The organism is Kitasatospora sp. NPDC050463 (genome assembly GCF_040655255.1).
Taxonomy (GTDB): Bacteria; Actinomycetota; Actinomycetes; order Streptomycetales; family Streptomycetaceae; genus Kitasatospora.
This window is the reverse complement of sequence record NZ_JBFAJO010000062.1, coordinates 26,431-43,219: the sequence shown is the minus strand read 5'-3', so window position 1 is coordinate 43,219 and position 16,789 is coordinate 26,431. Positions and strand designations below refer to the sequence as shown.

15 protein-coding genes are annotated in these 16,789 nt (G+C 72.8%); 8 read left to right on the top strand and 7 right to left on the bottom strand.

Annotated features, from left to right (window positions below):
* Positions 1-29: 29 nt before the first annotated feature.
* Positions 30-551, bottom strand: coding sequence for an HAD domain-containing protein (locus AB0J08_RS30870; RefSeq protein WP_360641162.1), 522 nt, complete (start codon positions 549-551; stop codon positions 30-32).
* Between the two features lie 174 nt (positions 552-725).
* On the opposite strand from AB0J08_RS30870, the gene AB0J08_RS30865 reads away from it, so the two are divergent.
* Positions 726-1,496 (top strand): hypothetical protein, encoded by a 771-nt coding sequence (locus AB0J08_RS30865; protein ID WP_360641161.1) that lies wholly within the window; start codon positions 726-728, stop codon positions 1,494-1,496.
* Positions 1,497-1,617: 121 nt separating this feature from the next.
* On the opposite strand, the gene AB0J08_RS30860 is transcribed toward AB0J08_RS30865, so the two are convergent.
* The 3 genes from AB0J08_RS30860 to AB0J08_RS30850 form a co-directional block, all read right to left on the bottom strand.
* Positions 1,618-1,938: a hypothetical protein gene (locus tag AB0J08_RS30860; protein ID WP_360641144.1), complete on the bottom strand. Its 321-nt coding sequence runs from the start codon at positions 1,936-1,938 to the stop codon at positions 1,618-1,620.
* A gap of 290 nt (positions 1,939-2,228) precedes the next feature.
* Positions 2,229-2,579: a nuclear transport factor 2 family protein gene (locus AB0J08_RS30855; RefSeq protein WP_360641143.1), complete on the bottom strand. Its 351-nt coding sequence runs from the start codon at positions 2,577-2,579 to the stop codon at positions 2,229-2,231.
* Complete coding sequence (locus AB0J08_RS30850; protein ID WP_360641142.1) at positions 2,572-3,183, bottom strand: TetR/AcrR family transcriptional regulator; 612 nt, start codon at positions 3,181-3,183, stop codon at positions 2,572-2,574. The genes AB0J08_RS30855 and AB0J08_RS30850 overlap by 8 nt, the downstream gene beginning before the upstream one ends.
* Positions 3,184-3,726: 543 nt before the next feature.
* On the opposite strand from AB0J08_RS30850, the gene AB0J08_RS30845 reads away from it, so the two are divergent.
* The gene (locus tag AB0J08_RS30845) at positions 3,727-4,371 is read left to right on the top strand and encodes a dihydrofolate reductase family protein (protein WP_360641141.1); all 645 of its coding nucleotides are present in this window, start codon (positions 3,727-3,729) and stop codon (positions 4,369-4,371) included.
* A gap of 287 nt (positions 4,372-4,658) precedes the next feature.
* The gene (locus tag AB0J08_RS30840; protein WP_360641140.1) at positions 4,659-4,820 is read left to right on the top strand and encodes a hypothetical protein; all 162 of its coding nucleotides are present in this window, start codon (positions 4,659-4,661) and stop codon (positions 4,818-4,820) included.
* 166 nt (positions 4,821-4,986) lie between these two features.
* Here the strand turns inward: AB0J08_RS30840 and AB0J08_RS30835 are convergent, their stop codons facing one another.
* Positions 4,987-5,739: a hypothetical protein gene (locus AB0J08_RS30835; RefSeq protein WP_360641139.1), complete on the bottom strand. Its 753-nt coding sequence runs from the start codon at positions 5,737-5,739 to the stop codon at positions 4,987-4,989.
* Between the two features lie 1,116 nt (positions 5,740-6,855).
* On the opposite strand from AB0J08_RS30835, the gene AB0J08_RS30830 reads away from it, so the two are divergent.
* The 3 genes from AB0J08_RS30830 to AB0J08_RS30820 are packed head-to-tail and all read left to right on the top strand — an operon-like array spanning position 6,856 to position 10,492.
* Positions 6,856-8,925 carry a hypothetical protein gene (locus AB0J08_RS30830; protein ID WP_360641138.1) on the top strand — a complete coding sequence of 690 codons (2,070 nt, stop codon included), beginning with the start codon at positions 6,856-6,858 and terminating at the stop codon, positions 8,923-8,925.
* Positions 8,922-10,010, top strand: coding sequence for a hypothetical protein (locus tag AB0J08_RS30825; RefSeq protein ID WP_360641137.1), 1,089 nt, complete (start codon positions 8,922-8,924; stop codon positions 10,008-10,010). The genes AB0J08_RS30830 and AB0J08_RS30825 overlap by 4 nt, the downstream gene beginning before the upstream one ends.
* A 2-nt stretch (positions 10,011-10,012) precedes the next feature.
* Positions 10,013-10,492: a hypothetical protein gene (locus AB0J08_RS30820; protein ID WP_360641136.1), complete on the top strand. Its 480-nt coding sequence runs from the start codon at positions 10,013-10,015 to the stop codon at positions 10,490-10,492.
* 98 nt (positions 10,493-10,590) lie between these two features.
* Here the strand turns inward: AB0J08_RS30820 and AB0J08_RS30815 are convergent, their stop codons facing one another.
* Positions 10,591-11,496, bottom strand: coding sequence for a LysR family transcriptional regulator (locus tag AB0J08_RS30815; protein ID WP_360641135.1), 906 nt, complete (start codon positions 11,494-11,496; stop codon positions 10,591-10,593).
* Positions 11,497-11,887: 391 nt separating this feature from the next.
* On the opposite strand from AB0J08_RS30815, the gene AB0J08_RS30810 reads away from it, so the two are divergent.
* Together AB0J08_RS30810 and AB0J08_RS30805 are read left to right on the top strand one after the other, a co-directional pair.
* Complete coding sequence (locus AB0J08_RS30810) at positions 11,888-13,144, top strand: hemerythrin domain-containing protein (protein WP_360641134.1); 1,257 nt, start codon at positions 11,888-11,890, stop codon at positions 13,142-13,144.
* A 150-nt stretch (positions 13,145-13,294) separates the two neighbouring features.
* Positions 13,295-13,762: a MarR family winged helix-turn-helix transcriptional regulator gene (locus AB0J08_RS30805; RefSeq protein WP_360641160.1), complete on the top strand. Its 468-nt coding sequence runs from the start codon at positions 13,295-13,297 to the stop codon at positions 13,760-13,762.
* A 70-nt stretch (positions 13,763-13,832) separates the two neighbouring features.
* Here AB0J08_RS30805 and AB0J08_RS30800 read toward each other — a convergent pair whose 3' ends face one another.
* Complete coding sequence (locus tag AB0J08_RS30800; RefSeq protein ID WP_360641133.1) at positions 13,833-16,529, bottom strand: M4 family metallopeptidase; 2,697 nt, start codon at positions 16,527-16,529, stop codon at positions 13,833-13,835.
* Positions 16,530-16,789 lie beyond the last annotated feature (260 nt).

The following is a 16,789-nucleotide window of genomic DNA, read 5'->3' as shown; positions in this document are numbered from 1 at the left end:
ACAGGCCCTTCACGTTGCTCCGGCGGGCATCAGAGCAGTTGCCGCAGCCACGACTCGATCGCCGCGAAGTCGCCATCGGTCAGACCGAGGCGGGGATCGACACGATGGAGCAGGGCGGGCCCCTGGTGGTTCGCGGCGACCCAGGCCCGATCGACGGCGGTGACCTCGTCGTCGACCCAGACGAACGGGCGTCCCGCCGCCCATGCGACCAGGGCACGGGTCTTCCAGTGCAGTCCGCGCCGTTCGTCCTGGTCATCGCTGTCGGACGGCTCCGGCCAGGCGACCACGGCCAGCTGCGGCAGGCCGATCCGGGGAGCGATGCACTCGTTCGCGTCGGCCATCCAGGTCGTGGCCCAGACCAACTCGCACGGGAGCGCGGCCAGTCGGCGCCCGTGCTCCGGATTGATCCTGGCCAGCAGCGGATTCGCCGCCGCATCGAGCGGTTCAGGGTCCGTCGCACCCGTCGGATACTCCTGGGCCGCCCCGCCGAACGGGATGAGTGGTCCATCGACATCGAGAAACAGCAGCGGACGCCGCACAGAGCCGGTCACGGGAGCACGGTAGCCGCAGATCCCGACGGGCACCGCCTCATTGACACGAACCCGGTGTCACCGGCGGTCCCTGCCGCCGAGGAAGGCGCTTTCAAACAGTGTTTGAAAATGCCTCCGGTCGCGCTATTGTCATGATCAGCAAGATCGCACACGGCTCGGAGGGGGGTGGTGACGATGGACATCGTGCTGTTCAACGTGACCACGGCGGCACTGATGGTACTGATGTTCAACGGCGGCCTGGCCCTGGTCGGCCAGAGCACGCTGGGCGGGCGACGGATCCCCTGGACGGCCGTCGGCCTGACCGGGATCGCGCTCGGCGCGGTGGCCCTCCAGCTCTGCTGGTCGGGGGCGATGGGGGCACTCGACGCGGATCCGGCCAAGTCCGGCTGGTGGCGCGTGGTCACCTCGGTCTTCATGCAGAACGGCGGCTTCGGCGGGTCGGCCTGGAACATCGCCACCCTCGCCGCCGTCGCGGCCTTCGCCGACTGGTTCTGGGGCGCGCCGCTGACCCTCGGTCTGTTCGCCGCGGGAATCCTGCTGCCGGAGCAGATCGACAAACTGTGGGGCCAGACCTCCCACAGCACCGACCCCCGCAACTTCGCCGGCAGCTCCGGCGCCACGTACTTCCTGGGCGCGACGCTGGCCGCCGCGCTGCTGCTGCACGGCAGTGCCGCCCAGCGCTTCGACGACGAGGGTGCGCGCAGCAAGGCCGTCCGCAAGAACCGGCTGCTCGCGCTCGGTGTGCCGGTGCTCGGGCTGGCGATGTGGTTCGCCCAGGAGAACGGGCACGGGCTGGTCTCCGCCTACGGCTTCGTCCTCGGCGCACTCACCTGGGCCGCGTTCCGCACCGTCCTGCGTCCGGACCGCGACCTGCGCCGGCCACCGCGCACGACCGTAGCCGCACTGACCGGGCTCGTCGGCCGGCAGGCCCGGAACACCGGCTGACCGCGCGGGCCGCCGACCTCCCCACGAGAGCGGCGGCCGACCCCCGATCCAGGGGCAGCCGACCGACGCTCGAAGACCTCACCCCGTCAGGTTCTGGCAGGTCAGCGGGGCCATCTCCGGCTCACGCATCCTCGAAGGGCTCATCGCTCCACCGGAACCAGGCCCGGTCGTCCTGGATGTGGAGCAGGAACTCGGGAACCGGCCCCGATGGCCCGGCGAGCGAAAGAGACCGGGCGATCCGGTCGTACGCCTCCTCGAACCGCTCGTAGTCCTCCGCTTCCAACAGAGCGAGCGATGTGTCGAACCACGGCTTCACATCCATGAACGCCGGCCCCGGAAGGAACTGCCCGTGCAGCCACGGGAAGTCGGCCTCGTCGATCACGATCTCGCCGACCGACCCCTCCTGGCGCACCAACCGCCAGACCTCACCTTCGAACCCCACGTCACCGACTCCCCTCGTCACCCACCGTCCCGTGCCGAACGGCAGCTTCTCAGACCCTCACGACGGCGGGCCGGGAAACGACAGCGAGGACGAGACGACCGCCGCGGGGACAAGGCCGACAGGTATCCACCGAGGCAGTCCGGACCGGTTTCCGATCAGCGGTGATTCGGTCCTCGGGAGACGATCACTCGCCGCGCGGGAGCGATCTTCGGCTGCCCTCTCCGCACCCCGGTCAGCCCCACTCGTGAACACCCCGTGATCCGAACCCCAGGAGTTCCCGGGCGGGTTCGTCAGGCCGGGAGGAAGAAGCCGGTGATGTCGGCGAGGCGTCCGTCCTCGTGGTGGCGGGCGGTGCTGATGCCGGTCGACGCGCTCCCGCCCTCACCGTCCAGCTGGGTCCAGCGGGCGAGGGAGCGGTCGTGGTGCTCCAGCACCTCGTCGATGCGGAACCGGTGACCGGGGAAGGCTCCGGCGAAACCGGTCATGTAGGCGGCGAGTTCGGCCAGGCTGCCGACCTCGGTCCCGGGGTCGCGGTAGGCGACCCCGTCGACCGCGACCGCACCGAGGGCGGCGAGCCGGTCGGCGGGGGCGGCCGACCAGCAGGCGGCGTAGTCGTTCCAGAGCCGCTGGGTGTCACTCATGGTCGTCCTGCTTTCGTGAGGTCCTCAAGGAGCCGATCGACGCCATCGCGCCGTCGGTGACGCCGTGCAGTGTGGTGCGGGGCAGGCCGGCCCGGACGAGCACCAGCAGGCCCTGGTAGAGCGCGAGCAGGTGGGCGGCCGTGGTTGCGACGTCGAGGTCCGGCGGTGTGCCGCCGCAGCGCCGCGCGCGGGTCAGCGCGTCGGCGAAGCCGCCTTCGATCGCCGCCAGTCCGTGGTGCACGCCGGTGGCGGTCTGCGGGAGGGTGAAGGACTCGACGGCGGTGTTGGTGAGCAGGCAGCCCGGGTCGGGCTCGGCGCCGGTCTCGATCGCCGAGGTGAAGAACGACCGGATCCCGGCCAGGGGGTCGGCCGGCTCCAGCAGGTGGGCCCGGACCCGGCCCCGCACCACCCGCTCGTTGTAGGCGTCGAGAGCGGCGCGGAACAGGCCGTCCTTGCTCTGGAAGGTCCGGTACAGGCTCCCCGGGTGCACCCCGGTGGCCTCCTCGATGTCCCGCAGCGAGGCTCCGAGGTAACCCCGGTGACGGAAGAGCCGCATGGCCGAGGCCAGCACCTCGTCCTGGTCCCAGAGCTGCTTGCGTCCCATCCCCACCCCTCCGTAGTTGAACGATTGCTCACAAAAAACTTAGCACAGCATGGCACTCCAGTGCGATTCCGTGGGCCGGTGGGCCTCGGAGCGGGCGGCGATGGGCCGCCGTCTCGTCGACGGACAGCACGACGGACTCCTCACGGCGGGTGACAGTTCGACGCGGTGAAGCACTGCACACGGGCCTCCGCCGAACCGAAAGGCGCGTCACTCCGGTGTCCAACGCCGTCACGGCCGGCCGGGGTCAACTTTCGGAGAGCGGCAAAAGGGCGATCTCCAGGAGTCGTTGACACGCCTGAGCCCATCGCGTCGGCCCCGATGCGCCGTCCGCGACTGCTCATTCAAGCCTCCTCAAATGACCGAACAGGTTGTGAAAGGCTCTGCAGGGGCGGACGCCCCACCCACAGGTGCCTGCCCCGGACGCGCGAATCCCGCTACCCGGTGGACCAGTTGGCAGACTTCCGACCGGTCACCGGGGCGGCGATGAGTTTGCCCGGTCCGGGCGGTCCCATCACTGCTGTCGCCCCATCACAGGAGGAAAACGTGGCTCAGCTCTTGAGAGTCCAGAACTTCAACGTCTCGAGTGACGGCATCGGCGCCGGGGAGGACCAGACCTTCGAGAGGCCGTTCGGCCATGTCGATCCCGAGAGGCTGTTCGCCTGGGCCGGCGCCACGGCGAGCTGGCCCATGCGCACCGCCCCCGGGGGGAGCCGGGGTCTGGACGACCACCTCACGCGGGACTACGCGCGCAACATCGGCGCCGAGATCATGGGCCGCAACAAGTTCGGCCCCCAGCGCGGACCCTGGCAGGACCACGAGTGGCAGGGCTGGTGGGGCGACGAGCCCCCGTTCCGCACCCCGGTGTTCGTCCTGACCCACCACAAGCGTCCTTCGCTCACGTTGTCCGACACCACGTTCCACTTCGTCGACGGCGACCCTGCCACGGTCCTCGAACAGGCCCGGGAGGCGGCACAGGGCAAGGACGTCCGACTCGGCGGCGGGGCCACGACCATCCGGGAGTTCCTCGACGCCGACCTCGTCGACACCCTGCACGTGGCGGTCTCGCCGGTGAAGCTCGGGTCCGGAGTACGGCTCTGGGAGTCCCCCGACGAACTGCTCGACCGGTTCCACCTGGACGTCGTTCCGAGCCCGAGCGGGGTGACGCACCACCTGTTCTGGCGGAAGTGACCGACCCTCAGGGCAGCCTCGGGCAGGCGTTCGGCCTCCCGGGGCTGCGTTGAGGCACCGAGGCGACCGGGCCGCGGGCCCGATCACCAGACGACGCTCGGCACGACGCCGTGCCGAGCTGGGAGCCAACTGGCCTCTTCCCCTTCAATCAGTAGGCGATTGTCTGAACAGACCACAAAATGCAAGGCTCCAGACTGTATTTGGGTATAGAGTCTGAAGCACAGAGGGTGGTCCGAGGGGTTGGCATCACGGCGATGTCAACGGATCACCCCAGACAGGGGGCCACCATGACCTACCACCTCGAACTGGCACGGGCGACGATCGACAACCGCCTGCGTGAGGCCGAGAAGCACCGCCTCATGCGCGCGCTCCGACTCAAGAGCCGCGCCGAACGCACCACCCGCCGCGCACACCAGGCCCTCACGAGCCTGGCCGACCCTCCTGCGTGAGCACGCCACCCGCAACGGGCCGTCACCGAAACGCCGGTGACGGCCCGTCTGCTTGCTGATCAACAGTGTCCAGCCGGTGCCGGCAGGGCGAGCCGGGTGGCCCGCCCTGCCGGCACCGTCCCCGATGGGGTCAGGTCAGTGCTGGCCCGACCCCGAAGGGGTCAGGTCAGTGCTGGCCCGCCTTGCGGCGGCGCATGACCAGGACGGTGCCCGCCCCGACCAGCCCGAGGGCGGCGAGCAGAGTCATGCCGACGTTCGCGCCGGTCGAGGCCAGGCTGCCCGAATCGCTCCCCACCGCAGCCGCGGAGGGTGACGGCGAACCGCCCGCAGCCGCGTCGACCGCCGAACCGGTCGAGGGGGTGGACGTCGCCGTGGCGCTGGAGGACGCCCCGGCGGTGACCGACGCCGAGATGGACGCCGTCGCGGTGACGCTCGGCGTGGTGGAAGCGCTCGGAGAGACGGAGGCGCTCGGCGTCGCGGAGGCGCTCGGAGAGACGGAGGCACTCGGCGTGGTGGGGGTCGACGGCGCCGACGTGGACGGCGTCGGACGCGGGGAGGTGCTCACCGCCGGGCAGGTGTGCGAGAGGTTGAACCACTTCACCTCGCCGCCCGTGACCTCGGCGCTGGCCGAGGTCAGCTTGGCGCCCGGCGCCGACGCGACGTAGGCGTGCTTGGTGGTGGGCGGCCCGAACACGGTGACCACCTGCGGTGCGCCGTTGTCGAAGGCGACCGTGAGCTTGACGAAGTCCGTCGAGTTGCCGGGGAGGACGAAGTGCCAGCCGTCCTGGTCGGTACCGATCGACCCGCACTTCGCCTCGTGCTCACCGAAGCCGGCAGCCGTGAGGGGAAGGTCCTGGTGGACCGGGACGGTGTAGGTGCCGGCGGTGGCGAAGGCCGAGGGCGCCGCAGGCAGGAGCATGAGGCCGGCAGCCGCTGCCGTGAAAACGGCGCGGGTGGTGAGAGAAGCGTGCATGGTCACCGTTCGCTATCAGGGGTGGGAGCTGTAAGAGGTCGGCCGGTCCGATCGAACCGGCCGTGGCCGTCTCATGTCCCTCAGCGCCAACACCGCCCGAGGTGTCACACCCCCGGAGGTAACCTTTCGGCATCGATCCGCGGAACTCCCCCCGCATCGCCTCCCGGCCGGCCCGGTGGTCCGGTGATCCGGCGAAACCCAGCCGCCTCCGCCGGGCGCGCCGCACGGGCGAGCAGGACGCGCAACCGCGAACGGGCCCTCGCCGCCGCGCGACCACGCACAAGGGCCGGGCAGCCTCAACTGCTCGACGGTTCAACGTTTGACGGCTCAGTCCTTGCCCCCGGCCGGCACCCCGCGCCGACCTCCCGACCTGTGGCAGGGTGGAAGGGTGGGGAGACCGGCCTGAGTCGCGGGTGGTCTCCCTTCGGAGCCGGTGACGAGGTCTCGCCATGACTGAGCTGCACCACATCCTCTCCATCGCCCCGGAAGCCCTGGCTGCTGCGGGCCTGGTGGACCAGGAGGACACGGCCCCGGTGAGCGCCCTCGAAGCACTGCCGCAGGAGCAGCCGTGGACGTGGCGGCTCCCCCGCGAGGCCGGCACCCGGGTCGTCGGGGACGTCAAACTGCAGCAGGACCTAGCCCTCGCCTGGCACGATGCCGTCGACGACGCCACCCCCGTCCGGCTCGCCCTGCACGACGTGCCGCCCACCCACCGGCTCGCGCTCGTCGCGCGGTTAGGGACCTTACGCCCCGCCGTCGAGTCGGTGTTCGTCGCGGACCAGACCCTGGAGCCGGCGCCCCACTGGCACCGGCCGCTGCGGGTCGGCGCCGTGACGGCCGGCGCCCGGTGGCTCCTCGACGGGCTGCGGTCCGACCGGAGCATCGCACCGCTCGTCGACACGGACAGCCCCGGTGAACGGGGCGGTGGCTGGGACCTCCTGGTGGTCTCCGACCCGGACGAACTGGCCCCGCCCGCGTTCGCCGGGTCTCCGCGCGACCTGCCTGCTGTGGTGCGTCCCGCGGCCTCCCGGGAGTGGCGAACTGGCCCGGCTCGATGCCGCGGTGCGCACGCTGGGCGCCTCCGGCTGGATCGTCGCCGACTTCTCCGGGACCGACGCCGCCGGCTGGCTCGACCGGCTCGTCCGCGCGCTGTCCGACGGCCTCCCCCTGGACGAGGCGGCGGCACGTGCGGGCTCCCGGCTGACCGTGGCCCACACCGAACTGGTCGAGCGCCCCGAGCTGTCCGACCCCCTCCAGCTTCTGGACGAGCCGGAACGTGCTCCCGGCCCGCCCACGGGACCGTTGGCACCGGAACCGGAGCCCGCCTTCCCACCCGCACCGGCGATGCCGTACGGCGCCGATGCCGGGCGGGAGGCCGTTCCGGCCGGCGCGGCGACCGCCCGGCCCGGCGCCCGTTTCCTCCAGGCGCTCGTCACCGTGCAGGCGACGGGCGAGCAGCGTCGCCAGGCGTTCCGTCCCGGCGCCGTCCACGACGTCCACCTCCGGGTCGGCCCGGGCAGCGCCGAGTGGCACGCGCTGGCCGCGGAGTTCCCCGAGGAGAACCTCACCTACCGGGGAGCGGGGGCGCGTCTCCTGGTCGAGTTCTACGAGGACCGGGCCACCGCGAGCCGGCATGCGCCCAGGAAGATCGTCCTGCCGGACCGCGGTGCCTCCAGCGAGGCCGTCTTCCCGGTCTCCGTGGGGCCGGGCGAGCAGGAGATCCGCTGCGGCGCAAGGGTCTACCACGAGAACCGGCTGTTGCAGCGGCTGGAGCTCGTCGGCCCGGTCGGGCCGGCGGACCGGCCCGTCGCCGGACAGGAGATCACCGTCCACGGCGAGCTGTTCAGCTCCCTCGTCACCGCCCCCGGTACTGCGCCCCGCCACGACGGCGACCGCCGGGCGGTCATCCGCGTCGAGAGCGGCGAGAGCGCCGACATCCGTCTGGGAGGGAAGAGCACGCCGGTGCGTCTCGACGGGCTCGACGACTTCAGGGCCCGGATCCGGGAGCACCTCGGCGATGTCCTCGCCCGGGACGTCGATGCGCAGGAGCCCGGCGACCACGCGCCGGACGACCTGTTGCGCGGCCTCGCCCAGCAGGGCAGCACCCTGTTCGACCAGTTGGTGAGGCTGGGTCTGGGCACGCTGAAGGACGTCACGTTCCTCCAGGTCGTCTCGGCGGAGGCGGCGGAGCTGTGGCCGGTGGAGTTCGTCTACGACTACGGGTACCCGCGGGACGGTGCCAGGCTCTGTGCCCACTGGCGGGAGGCCCTCGCGACCGGTACGTGCTCCTGCGGCCGCGCCGCCACCGCGGCCGGCCCCGGCCGCCGGACGGTCTGCCCGCTCGGGTTCTGGGGGATCCGCATGGAGATCGAGCGACGGGTGGAGCGGGACAGGCTCGCGGGGACGGTCGTCGAACCGGACGCGACGGACGAGGGCAGGCCCTTGCGTCCGGTCGACAGCGTGCTCTTCGCGGCGAGCAACAAGGTCCGCGCGGCGGACCGCACGGCCACGACCCGGGCTCTCCAGGCCTCGTTCGGGGTGAACGGACTTCACACGGCGGCCAGTTGGCGGGCGTGGCGGAAGGTGGTCCGCACCCAGGGCCCGCCGCTGCTGTTGGCCCTTCCGCACCACGGGCGCGACGAGGGAAACACCATCGTGCTGGAGATCGGCAACAGGATGAGGCCGAGCAGGCTGCCGTCCGTCCTGATCGGCCGCCAGGACATCCTGTCCGACCTGCGAGAGGGCGACACGGGCCCGATCGTCATGCTCCTCGGCTGCACCATGGCGGAGGCCGACGTCAGCTGGCAGAACGTGGCGGCGAAGTTCCTCCAGGAGAGTGCCCCCGTCGTGGTGGGGACACTCGTGCCGACGCTGGGCCGGCAGGCCGCCGTCATGGCGACCATCGCCGCGACGATGCTCGCCGACCGGGCGAACGACGGAAAGAGCATCGGCGCACTGGTGCGGGACATCCGCCGCCGGCTGCTCGCCCTGGGGTTCACGCTCGCCATGTCGATCGTGGCCTTCGGCGACGCCCGCTGGCTCGTCGAGAGCCCCGCGGGAGCGGGCCCTGCGGGAGCGGGCCCCGCACACAGCGGCCCCACCGACGAACGCCCCGCCGGAGGTGGACCGTGATCACCGTGGAGATGCTGCCCGCCGCGCACGGCGACGCGCTGTGGATCGAGTGGCCCGGGCCCGGCGGCGAGGTCCACCGCATGCTCGTCGACGGCGGGCCGAGCACCACCTACCGGGCCGTCCTCGGCCGGGTGGAGTCACTGCCGAAGCGGGACCGGCGCCTGGACGTCCTGGTCGTGACGCATGTGGACGCCGACCACATCGAGGGCGTCGTACGCCTCCTCCAGGACCGCGCCCGGCTCGGGCTGTCGATCGGCGACGTCTGGTTCAACGGCTGGCCACAGCTCACCCAGGACGCCGACCTGCTCGGCGCGGACCAGGGCGAGATGCTCCAGGCCCTGATCGGCAGCCAGCGCCTCGCCTGGAACACCGCCTTCCGCACCGGCCGGCAGGACGCGCCCGCCGTCCGGGTCGCGGACCGGCGGGCGGTGCCCTCGACCGAGCTGCCGGGCGGTGCCCGCGCCACCGTGGTGTCCCCCGGCGGACCGGAACTGGCCGCCCTGCGACGGGAATGGGCCAAGGTCCTCAAGGGCCTCGGGGTGACCCCCGGCCACCCCGAGGAGGCCCTGGAACGGCTGGCCCGGCGCAAGGACCTGCGCGGCCTCGCCGACGACCTCCTCGGCGGCGAGCGGGTGGACGGCTCGGTGCCCAACGGATCGAGCATCGCGTTCCTGCTGGAGCTCGGCGAGCACCGCGTCCTGCTCACCGGTGACGGCCACGGCGACGTCCTCGCGCGCGGCCTGGACCGGCTCCTGACCGAGCGCGGTGCGGACCGGCTGGCCGTGGACGCCCTCAAGGTGCCCCACCACGGCAGCGCCGCCAACACGACGGACGACCTGCTGGCACGGCTCACCACCCGCCGCTTCCTGATCTCCACGAACGGTGACAAGTTCAAGCACCCGGACGAGGCGGCCGTGCTGCGCATGATCGGCGCGGCGGACCGCACGGCCGGGCCACCCGAGCTGGTGTTCAACTACCTCAGCGACACGACGGAGCCGTGGGCCGGCCCCGAGCAGCAGCGGACGCTCGGCTACACCGCCGTCTACCCGGCCCACTCCGAAGCGGGCACGACCGTGGAGGTCTGACCATGACGAAGATCGGTGTGGCACTCTCCGGCGGTGGCTACCGCGCCACCATGTGGGGCATCGGAGCCCTGATCTACCTGGCCGACACCGGCCGGAACCGCGAGGTGGTGGCGATCTCCTCGGTGTCCGGCGGCTCGGTCGCCAACGGTGTGGTCGCCCACGAGGGCGACTACCGCGACAGTCCCGGACCGGAGTTCGCCGATCGCGTCCGCCCGCTGATCCGCCACTGCGCCCACACCGGCCTGTTCTTCTGGGGGCCGTCCACCAACGCGTACGTGCGCTCGCTCTTCGCGCTCACCGGCCTGGCCGTCACGGTCACGCTCGCCGGGGTGGCCGCCACCGCGGTCGACGGGATCCGCCTCCTCTCCGGCGCCCTGCTGGCGGCGGGTCTGCTGCACGTCCTGCTCGGCCACCCGCTGCCCCCGACCTTGCGGGACCGCCAGTACTTCGCCGACCTCGTCGGGCGCCGCGGCGGGACCTGAAGCGGGGCGGCGCCGCCGCCCGGCCCCGGCTCGCCGTGGCGCCGTGCCGCCGGGTTCGCCCTCGCCGGGGAGAGTCGACCGATCGTCAGGTACGCGTCTCAGCCGACGCGGTCGCTGACCGGACGGGGGCCGACGTCGGTGGCGGTCTGGACGAAGGCGCGGAGCCGGGCGTTCTCGGCCGCGGTGGGCCAGACCAGCGCCCACTGGGTGGCGGGCGCGTCGTGGATCGGCAGGAACGTGATGCCGGGCGGTGTGTAGTAGCGGCGGACATGGGCGTTGAGCGGGCAGATCAGCTGCCCGGCGGCCAGCTGGGCGAGGAGTTCGTGGAAGGTCCGCACCACCTGCCCGCGCGGGACGGGGCGTCCGCTCTCGGTGACCTTGGGGACCATGGCCTCGAACCAGTAGTCCGGGGTCAGCGGGCCCGGGTCGAGGACTGTCCGGCCGGCGAGGTCCTCCATCGAGACCGACTCCCGGCCGGCCAGCTCGGAGCCCGTCGCGACCGCGAGGACGCGGCCCTCGGTCAGCACGGTGGGACCGACGGTGAGGTCCGGTTCGTGCACGGGCCGCCAGAGCAACTGCACGTCCGCCCCGCCGGTGCGCAGCAGGGCGAAGGGGTCACTGAAGTGGATCTCCACGATGTCGACGTCACAGTCGGGGTAGCGGGCCCGGAACCTGTCGATCAACGGCCGCAGCTCGCTGCCCAGCACGCCCATGACGCCCAGCCGCAGCGTGCCCCGCACGCCCAGCGCTGCCTCGGTCGCCCGGGCCAGACCGCCGTGGATCAGGTCGTAGGCCTGCTGGAGCTCCACCCGCAGGACCTCGCCCACAGGGGTGAGGGTCACGCTGCGGCTGGTGCGGTCGAACAGGGCGGCGCCGATCCGCCGTTCCTGCTTCTTGATCGCCTGGCTGACGCGTGCCTGGGAGATGTGCAGCCGTTCGGCGGTGCGGCCGAAGTGCAGTTCCTCGGCGAGGGCCAGGAAGATCTCGATGTCCCGCAGTTCCATGGCACCCCTCCCCCGCAATAACCCCCGGGTTATCGATCAGCTCGCAAAGTCTACGTTGATCGCGAAGCGGCCCGGGTGGAAGGTGGAGGTACCCGGAGGACACCCCGACGGACCCCTCGACCACCCGCCCAACCCACGTGCACACAGGCTCGGTTGAGCTCAAAGGCGGCCGGGCGGGCGACGGGGTCGGCCGGGCCGCGGACCGGGCTGCCGGACCGCGGGCCGGCCGGAGCCGGGAGTCCGAGCCGGTCGGCACCCGCCAACTCTTCGAAGGGAACCGATCATGCGGACACCGATGAACCACCCGGCCCCGGGCGCGACCGCACCGCCGCGCGGTCGCCCGACCCCGTCCGGCACCTGACCGGCGCCCGGCACCAGGAGATCGACGGCCTTGAGCGACCGACTCCCGATGGAAACGACGTACCTCGTGCACGACGCGCTGCGCCGGGAGCTGCGGCACCTCGCCGCGGTCACCACCCTCGGCGACGGCACCCTCCGGGCCGTCCTGCGCGGCGCGGCCGGCTGGGAGCTCCTCCGGCGGGCCCTGCGCGTGCACCACGGCGCCGAGGACACGGCGCTCTGGCCCGTGCTGCGCCACGCCCTGACCGGCCGGCCCTACGACCTGGCGCTGCTGGAGGCGATGGAGGCCGAACATGCCGCGATCGGCTCGCTGATCGGTGCCGTCGACGAGGCGCTCGCCGAGCCGAGCACCGATCCGGTCCTGCTCGGTGACCTCGTCGACGCGCTGGTCACGGGTGTCGGCGGACACCTCCGCCATGCGGAGGAGAGCACGTTCCCGCTGGTCCAGGCCGTGGTGACGGCGCAGCAGTGGGAGCGGTTCCAGCAGGTGCACGCCCGGCGGATCGCGGCGGACGCCGACCGGCTGCTGCCCTGGCTCCTGGACGGCGCCGACGAGCGAACGGTCACGGCGGTGCTCGCGCCGCTGCCCGAACCGGTCCGGCGGGCGTACCGGGAGCAGTGGCGGCCCGCGTACGCCGCGCTCGACCGGTGGGGCCCCGGGACCCCGACCGGGCTTCGGCTCAGGCTCCAACCCCAACCCCGGCCCCGGCTTCGGCTCCGGCTTCGGCTTCGGCTCCGGCTTCGGCTCCGACCTGAAGCGAACGCCGACGCGTCACGACTCGAACCACCCGACTACAGAACAGGACCCACTCCGTTGAACGACCTCCAGCGGGAGAACGACCTCGCAGCCATCCGGCGACTCGTCGAACTGGCCGAGGAACACCAGAGCGACCCCGCGCGCTTCATCCCGCTCCACACCCCCGACGCGAGCGTCGTCAACTTCGGCGGCCGGTACGTCGGCGACCGGGCGACGCTGGCCCAGGTGATGGCACAGGCCCTGGCCTCACCCCTGGCGAGCGTGGCCACCAGGACCGAGATCCACGGCATCCGCTTCCTCGGCGCCGACGTCGCGATCGTGGCGTGCGTGAAGCACGTCTTCGACAACCGGGACTCGGAACTGCGCGACGGTTCCGACAGCCGGCTGCCCGCCCGGACCGGGCGACTGACCTACGTCGTCGTCCGGCGGTCGGACACCGAGGAGGACGGCACCCCTGCCGGGACGGGCGACGCGACGCCCGGGCCGATCTGGCTGATCAGCAGCGCACAGACCACCCCGGTGCTGGCCTGAGCCCACCGGGCCCGCACCTCCGTCCCCCCTTCCACCGGCGGCAGGCGGCCGACGGCCGACCGGCACGCCCGGCGGTGGCGGACCGCAGTACCGGAACAGTTCCGGCCTACCGACCGGACACCCTCGAACCTCGTGAAGGAGCCCACCACCGTGGAGATCAAGGAGTACTCGCAGGAGGAGCTGGCCGCCCAGCCCGTCGCGTACTGGACCGGCGTCGCCTACCAGGAGATCATCGGGTTCATCCGGCGCCGGCAGGCCGAACTCGGCTTCACCCAGCCCCAGTACTGGATGCTCCGGCACCTGTCGAAGCAAGACATCTCGCCGGACGGGCACGGCATGACCGTGCCCGAGCTGGCCGAGGCCATGAAGTCCTACCTGCGCCCGGAGGACGATCCGGCCGACGAGGCCGAGGCGTTGCTGGAACTCGGCTGGGTCACTCAGGACGGGGCCGGGCGGCTGTGGATCACCGAGAGCGGCGACGCGGCCCGCGCCGCCCTCAAGACCCACGCACCCGCCTGGCGCGACCTGATCCACGAGGGCGTCGACGACGCCGACTACGCGACCACCCTGCGGGTCCTGCGGCGGATGATGCGCAACGTCGGCAGCGACCTGGTGTGAGGACGGGCGGGCGGCGGGCCCGCACGAGGAGTCGTGCGGGCCCGCCACCGGGCGTGGAGTGCGCGCGGGATCAGCAGGTGCCGGCCGGACGGTCGCGGACCACCAGGTCGCTGCGGCCGGCGGTGGCGTCCACCCAGACCACCCGGGTGCCGTGCTCGGCGGCGGGCAGGTACTGGCCGCCACGGTTGCAGGAGAGCCGCTCGGGCGTGCCGCCGGTGAGCGGGACCTGCCAGAGCTTGGGCAGCGCGGCGTTGTTCCAGCCGCCGACCGGGTCGTCGCTGCCGACCTGGTAGGTGACGGCGCGGTCGGAGGCGGTGAGGGTGGCGTTCGACGGGGCGTTCGGCGAGTCGCCGGACACGATCTCGCTCACGCCGGAGCCGTCCGGCGCGCCGGACCGGATCGACCGCCGCTTGGTGGCGTCGCCGGAGGTCTCCACCCAGAGCAGCCGCCCGCCCGCGAGCACGGTGGTGCCGGTCCACGCCTTCGGTCCGTTCGCCACGTACTGGGCGGTGACCTTGCCGAGCGCGGTCGAGTAGACCGTCGGAGCGTAGACGTCGCCCTGGTCACCCGCCCAGTGCTCGGACCAGCCGAGGACGCCGTCCTTGAGCGACAGGCCCGACACGTCGTGACCGTCGGGCGCCGGGATCGCCACCGCCGGGCCGCCGTCGCGGGAGAGGTACGCCCGGCTCCTCCCGGCGGCCGGGTCGAAGGCCGTGAAGGCGACGTCGCCGCCGGACACCCGGACGTCGCCGGGCAGGCTCGACGGGGAGGAGAACAGGGTGCGGACCGGGCCCCCGGCCAGCGAGCGGGTCAGCACGTCCATCGACCACTTGCCCTGGGCGTCGGAACCGAGCGCCACCCACACGGCGGAGGTGCCGTCGGTGGCGGGCCAGCTGTGCGAGCGCTTGTCCGCCGGGCTGAGCCGGGTCGGGGTACCGCCTCCGGTGAGGGAGCCCGTGTACAGGGGGGTGCCGGCGCCCCGCTCCGCGTTGGCCATCACCCAGCGGCCGTCGGCGACCGCGGGGACGGCCGGGCCGGAGACCTCGCGCAGCAGCACGCGGCTGTCCACGCCGACCCGGCTCTGCCAGCCGGCCCGGATCCCGTGGGCGTCGAACGCGGCTGCCACCGACCGGAGTTGGGCGCGGTCCAGCTTGAGGTCCCGGCCGGCGGCGAGGACGGCGCCCCGCCCGGCGACGAAGTCGTCCAGCGGGGTGAGGTAGTCGGCGAGCGCGCGGTAGATCACCCGGTCGGCGAGGAGCGGATCCAGGGTGCGCCGGATGTCCCAGAGCGCGCCGCCGAAGATGGTCGAGTTGAGGTGCACCCCGCCGCTGTCGACCCCGCTGCCGACGCCGAGGTAGTCGTTGACGGTGGTGCGGCGGTCGTCCAGCCGGCGGCTCGCGCAGGCCTCCGGGGTGCCGGTGCGGCAGAGGCTCTCGCCGAGCAGGGCGGCCTTCGGGTCGTTCATCGACATGCCGCGGGCGGTGACCTCGATGGCGTTGCCGAAGTAGTCGGCCAGCGCCTCGTCCATCGCGCCGGCCTGCCCGGCCAGGACCAGCCCGGCGGTGTGCTCGACGACGCCGTGGGTCATCTCGTGCCCGGCCACGTCCAGCGCGACGGAGAACGGGAGGTACTTGGCGTTGCCGTTGCCGTAGACCATCTTGGTCCCGTCCCAGGAGGCGTTCGCCAGCGGCTCGCCCCACTCGGTCACGTTGACCACCGAGACGATCGGTCCGGCCTTGCCGTCCAGGCCCTCCCGGCCGAGCCGGTCGCGGTAGAAGTCGTACACGATACCGGCGTTGACGTGGGCGTCGGTGGCGCCCGAGGTGCCGGTGGCGGCCGGGAAGTCCGGGCTCGCCGAGTGCGCGGGGGCGAGGTCGGCCGGTATCCCGCGCCCGACCTCGCCGGAGGCCCGGCCGGCCGCGTCGTAGGTGGTGACCGTGGCCGGCCGGGTGAGGTCGCTCAGCTGGTAACTCCCGTCCGGCAGACGGCCGATGTTCACCTTGACCGGGCGGCCGAGGAGGTCCGGCGCGGTGCCCGTGGCGGGCTCGATCCCGGCCGCCGCGGCGGCGGCGCCGGGCTCGGCGGCGGCACGGCTCTCGTAGGCGAGGGCGACCGTCCCGAGCGTGGCGTCCACGTAGACCTCGCGGGCCCGGTGTGCGCCGCCGCCCGGCTCGGCCGCCCGTACGGTGAAGTGCTGCGCCAACCGCCCGGTGCCGCCGGGCAGGACCACCGGACCGTGGTCCTCCACCGTGGCCCCGGTTCGGGCGAGCGGGTCCCTGATGTCGCCGAGCGCCAGCTCGCGCAGCACCGCGGCCGGCACGGCGGCGGCGGTCGGCGCGGTGAGGCCGGTGAAGTACTTGCCGCCGACCGACTCGACCCGCTGCCCGGCGCCCTCGCCGGTGAGGTGGACGAGGTACTGCGCGCCCAGCACCGGCACACCACCGTGGTACTGCTGGAACCTGACGGTGCTCCGACCTTCGGCGTCGCGCACGGCGGCGACCTCGGTCAGCTGCCCGGGGTCGACTCGGTACCGGTCCGGGTGCGCCGCGAGATGGGCCCTGGCGGCATCGGCCGGGCTGCCGGGCGCCGGCTCGTCCAGGCCCGTGACCAGCTGCGGCGCGGTGGTCTCCTGACCGGCCACCAGACCGGGTACGGGGTCGGCTTCGGCGGCCGGCGCGGCCAGGGCGACCGGCGCGGCCAGGCCCAGGCTCAGAACGGCGGCCAGGCCGGCGCCGAAGGCCGTGGGCGTGCGAAAGCGGTGGTGCACTGCGGTCCTCCCAGGGAACACGGAACGGATGCCCGCGGCACGGGTCCGTGCGCACGGGGCATGTGACGTGTCGTCAGCTGGCTGCGGACCGGGCGGCGCGCGGGAATCGGGCACGCCGACGTACGCAGGAGTCACAGCGGCTCGCGCCGCCGACGATCACTGCGAGAACCATAAGTCGCCGGACGAGATATGTCGATAGACTGCACATGGGGTCCGGCTCCCCCCGGCAGGAGCGGAGCCCGCCGACGGCCCCGTCCGGG

Coding starts and splice junctions, on each gene's coding strand:
- AB0J08_RS30865 (WP_360641161.1), top strand. CDS start 726: ATGGACATCGTGCTGTTCAACGTGACCACGGCGGCACTGATGGTACTG.
- AB0J08_RS30855 (WP_360641143.1), bottom strand. CDS start 2,579: ATGAGTGACACCCAGCGGCTCTGGAACGACTACGCCGCCTGCTGGTCG.
- AB0J08_RS30850 (WP_360641142.1), bottom strand. CDS start 3,183: ATGGGACGCAAGCAGCTCTGGGACCAGGACGAGGTGCTGGCCTCGGCC.
- AB0J08_RS30840 (WP_360641140.1), top strand. CDS start 4,659: ATGACCTACCACCTCGAACTGGCACGGGCGACGATCGACAACCGCCTG.
- AB0J08_RS30835 (WP_360641139.1), bottom strand. CDS start 5,739: ATGCTCCTGCCTGCGGCGCCCTCGGCCTTCGCCACCGCCGGCACCTAC.
- AB0J08_RS30820 (WP_360641136.1), top strand. CDS start 10,013: ATGACGAAGATCGGTGTGGCACTCTCCGGCGGTGGCTACCGCGCCACC.
- AB0J08_RS30815 (WP_360641135.1), bottom strand. CDS start 11,496: ATGGAACTGCGGGACATCGAGATCTTCCTGGCCCTCGCCGAGGAACTG.